The following is a 3,552-nucleotide window of genomic DNA, read 5'->3' as shown; positions in this document are numbered from 1 at the left end:
CCCCGCACCCGGATCCGCCGCGACCTGCCCCTGGCACCGACCACCACCGTCTACCGCCCACCCCGCTGACCCCGCCCTACGAGGCGGCGTCCTCTGGTGCACGTGGGAGGTTGACCCCGCCGCCGTGCTACCCGGCTGCCGGGCGGTCGCGCCCGGGAGGCGTGTGGTGCCGGTCAGGTGCGGGCCACGTCCGCGACGGAGACGGCGGCCGGGCGGGCGTCGGCCGACCATGGCCACGGGCGCAGCCGGCCCGCGGCGCGGAAGACGCGTACCGCGGCGCCGTCGGTGTCGTGGGGCAGGCCGTAGACGCGGCCGCCGGCGAGGGTGGCCAGAAGACGCGCGGCGTGATGCTCGCACCCGTCAGCCCCTGCGTTGTCGCGGTCCAGCACGGTCACGAGCGGGCGGCCGGTGCAGCCGGAGGCATCGGCGGGGTGAGCGGTGGGGCAGCGGGCCATGTCGTCCCTTTCGAACGGTCGGCGGGCGGGCGGAAGCGGGCACGAGGCCAGGCGCCGGGTGAGGCGGGCCGGGGTCAGGTCGTCCCGGCGTCCGCCGGTGCGCCGGGCCCGGGGTGCGCGCGGATCACTGCGCGGATCTTCTTCACCGAGGGAGCCTCATGCCACCCCGGGCGGTGAGGCGTCTGCGCGAGACCGCTGCCCGCCCGGCGGGCCGAGCCCGGTTCGCAGTTCCAGGTCAGCTGGTAGCGCCACTTGGTGCCACGGGCAGGCTCGTCTGCCGGCGTGACGTCCCGGCCGACCAGGACGGCCAGCGTCATCTCCTCACTCGCCGCGCGCGGGTTCCAGGCCAGCGCGGAGCGCCATCCGTGGGCCTCGGCGTGCGCGACCAGGTCCGCGACGGTCTTCGGGACCTCCCAGCCCTCCGGCGTGACCGCAGCGAGCCTCCGCTCAGCGACCCCCAGCTCGTTCTGAGCGCGCTGGGCGATCGCCTTCCACTGGTCACGCTCCTGCTGAGACACGTCGGCGTTCCACTCCGCGGTCCGGAGCCGGCGCAGGATTTCCACGGGTGACAGGTCCCGGTACTTCTCGAACGCCTTCTTCTCATCGTCGGTCAGCGGCCTGTCGCGGAATTCCACGCGCTCCACGGAACCGTCGGGGCTGATGACCCTCTTCACCCCGGAAATCGGGTACTGCTCGGCGATGACACGTCCTCCTTCGTCGTCTGCTCGATGGCCGCCGCGCCCTGCCCCCGGCAAGGCGGCCGGGATGCAGGGGCGGCGGCGGTGCGGGGCGGGCGCCCCGGGGGGCGGTCAGATCCGCGGGGCGTGCGCGGCCAGCGCCTCGGGCAGCTGGCCGGTCCAGTTCCGGGTGTAGAGGCCCTCCAGGCCCGCGGGAGCGATGAGTCCCCAGGTGAAGGTGCCGGAGTCGGCGTAGAACCACCCGCGCCGCCGGTGTGGGGGCAGGTAGGGGCGCAGGATGCCGACGCCGTAGACCTCCAGCGTCTCCTTGTGGAATCCGTCGTGCTGCTCGTCGGTGGTGTCGGGTCCGTACCGGAAAAACTCGTCGTCGACGACGACGGCGAGGACGGGGCTGAGGTCGTCCTCGACGGGCCCGAACATGCTGCGCCACCAGGCCAGGACGGCCATCGCCTCGGCCCGGGTGGGACGGGTGTTGCGGTAGCGGACGCCGTCGCGGTGGTCGGGGAGCTCGTCGGTGTCGTGCAGCCACGCCTCGACCGGGTGCGGCGCGTACATGCCGACGCCGCTGTGGCGGCGGCGCAGGAACCCGAAGGGCTCGCCGTCGACGGTCACCGGGCACCGCTCGGTGCACACCTCGCAGGTGACGCCGACGTGGCGCAGGAAGCGCTGCAGGCGCGGGAACCGCGCGAACCGCGTGGCGCAGTTGCAGCAGGTGTGGACCTCCCAGCTGGAGGGGTCGGCGACCGTGTCGTGACGGCACCGCGGGCACTGGTAGGCCTTGTTGCTGTACCAGTCGATGACCGGACTCGTCGGACGCATCGCGCTTCTCCTGCCCTACAGGACGGCCTCTCCGCCCTCGCATTAGCTAATTTACTTGTATGCGCGCACTTGTCAATTCTTACGTGTTTTTCCGACTCACGCCCGTGCCCAGGCGCCGCACCCGCCGCCGGCCAAACCGCCAGCCGGGGAGCGGGCGCCGGGCACGGGTCAGCGGGTGAGGAGGTGAATATGGGTGTGCAGCGTGCTGCCGGTGGCGTAGCGGGCGTAGGCGCGACCGCTGAACCGGTGGTAGGTGACCTTGGCGCTCGCGCGGCGGGTCAGGACGCCTTCCAGCGTGGCGCGCAGGTCGGACGGGCGGAGGCGGACGGGGTGCGCGACGTCGTGAAAAGCGCCGCGGTCGTCGCCGAGGAAGGACTGCGTGCGGCCCAGGCGGGCGGTGTAGAGGACTGCTCCGGACGCCGGGGCCAGGAGCAGGTCGCGGACCTGCTGCGCGGAGGTGCACGCCGTCCCCGGCAGAGGCGCGGTCACCGGCGGCAGGAAGGGAACGAGCAGCCAGCCCTCCTCTTCCCGGGTCAGCAGTGCGCGCGCCTCGTCGTCGGTCCGCGGCCCGGCCTGCCCGGCCGCGGGAAACTCCTCCCACACGCCCGGGGTGCGCAGGCCGCGCCGCCAGGTGGCGCCGTGCGGGGCGCGGAGGCTGTCGCCGTCCGTGAAGCGCAGCGGGGCGGCGGTGCGGAGGCGGCCCATCAGTGGGCGGGGGCCTCGGTGACGAGCTCAACGTGAGCGAAGACCACAGTGCCCTCGGCGTAGTGGTCGAACCCGCGCTCGCCGGCATGGAGGGTGAACCGGTAGGTGCCCGGGGTGACGTCGACGACGGTGTACTTGCCGAGCTGGTCCACGTCTCCGGCCTTGGCCTTCCAGTCCTCGACGTCGGCGATCGAGTATGCCCACAGCGCGGTGCTGATCCGTGCCAGCCGGGTCTCCTCCGGCAGGGAGGGGACGTCGGCCTCGTCGATGACCGGGGCGGCGATGAGGTAAGAGTCCGGCTCGTGCGTGCGGTACAGGCCGGGGCAGGTGTTGAACACCGGGCCGAACGCGCAGCCGAGCGCCGCCATCGCCTCCACCACCTGCGCCATCCCGAGAGCGGTGCTGTAGCTGGCGCCCGCGTCGAAGTCGACGTCGTGGACGGCGCGCAGATCGTCGGTGACGATCATCTGCCCGGACGGCACCTCCAGGGTGATCTGCATGGTGATGCCGTCCGGGAAGGGGCACGGGCTCTGCACGTGAACGGCCTCCTCGCCCACGACATACACCGGCGCCTGATCGCAATCGGCGCAGCGGGAGTGAGCTCCGATCACCACCAGTTCACCGAACGAGGACTCGAACGCCGTCACCTCCTCCACGCGCTTGGGGAGCAGCGCGTGCCCGTTGGACACCAGAGGCAGCTTCTTGACCGTCACCAGGACTCCTCACACCGACGCGGGTACGAACCGGAACCAATCCATATATTAATTTACTCTCTCTGGGTCGCTATGTCAATTTATATGAGACGTCCCGCCCCTGTCCGCACACCGTCCGGCCACCGGACCCCGGGACCCGCAGAGCACCACGACCCGATCCGG

General features: G+C 72.1%; 5 protein-coding genes. All 5 read right to left on the bottom strand.

All coding sequences use genetic code 11. The annotated features are described in order from the left end of the window. Nucleotides 1–173 precede the first annotated feature (173 nt). On the bottom strand, nucleotides 174–455 hold the full coding sequence (locus AN218_RS22310) for a hypothetical protein (protein WP_070018674.1): 282 nt from the start codon (nucleotides 453–455) through the stop codon (nucleotides 174–176). Between the two features lie 74 nt (nucleotides 456–529). Continuing rightward, on the bottom strand, nucleotides 530–1,129 hold the full coding sequence (locus AN218_RS22305) for a hypothetical protein (protein WP_070018673.1): 600 nt from the start codon (nucleotides 1,127–1,129) through the stop codon (nucleotides 530–532). Nucleotides 1,130–1,264: 135 nt separating this feature from the next. Beyond that, nucleotides 1,265–1,972 (bottom strand): hypothetical protein, encoded by a 708-nt coding sequence (locus tag AN218_RS22300; protein WP_070018672.1) that lies wholly within the window; start codon nucleotides 1,970–1,972, stop codon nucleotides 1,265–1,267. Nucleotides 1,973–2,140: 168 nt separating this feature from the next. Further along, nucleotides 2,141–2,677 (bottom strand): hypothetical protein, encoded by a 537-nt coding sequence (locus AN218_RS22295; RefSeq protein ID WP_070018671.1) that lies wholly within the window; start codon nucleotides 2,675–2,677, stop codon nucleotides 2,141–2,143. Next, the gene (locus tag AN218_RS22290) at nucleotides 2,677–3,390 is read right to left on the bottom strand and encodes a hypothetical protein (RefSeq protein WP_070018670.1); all 714 of its coding nucleotides are present in this window, start codon (nucleotides 3,388–3,390) and stop codon (nucleotides 2,677–2,679) included. Before AN218_RS22290 ends, AN218_RS22295 begins: the two co-directional genes overlap by 1 nt. Between the last annotated feature and the right edge of the window lie 162 nt (nucleotides 3,391–3,552).

The sequence above is a fragment of the Streptomyces nanshensis genome (assembly GCF_001751255.1).
GTDB classification, from domain to species: Bacteria; Actinomycetota; Actinomycetes; order Streptomycetales; family Streptomycetaceae; genus Streptomyces; species Streptomyces nanshensis_A.
Note: the sequence above shows the minus strand (reverse complement) of the source record. Positions and strands in the feature narration are given on the sequence as shown.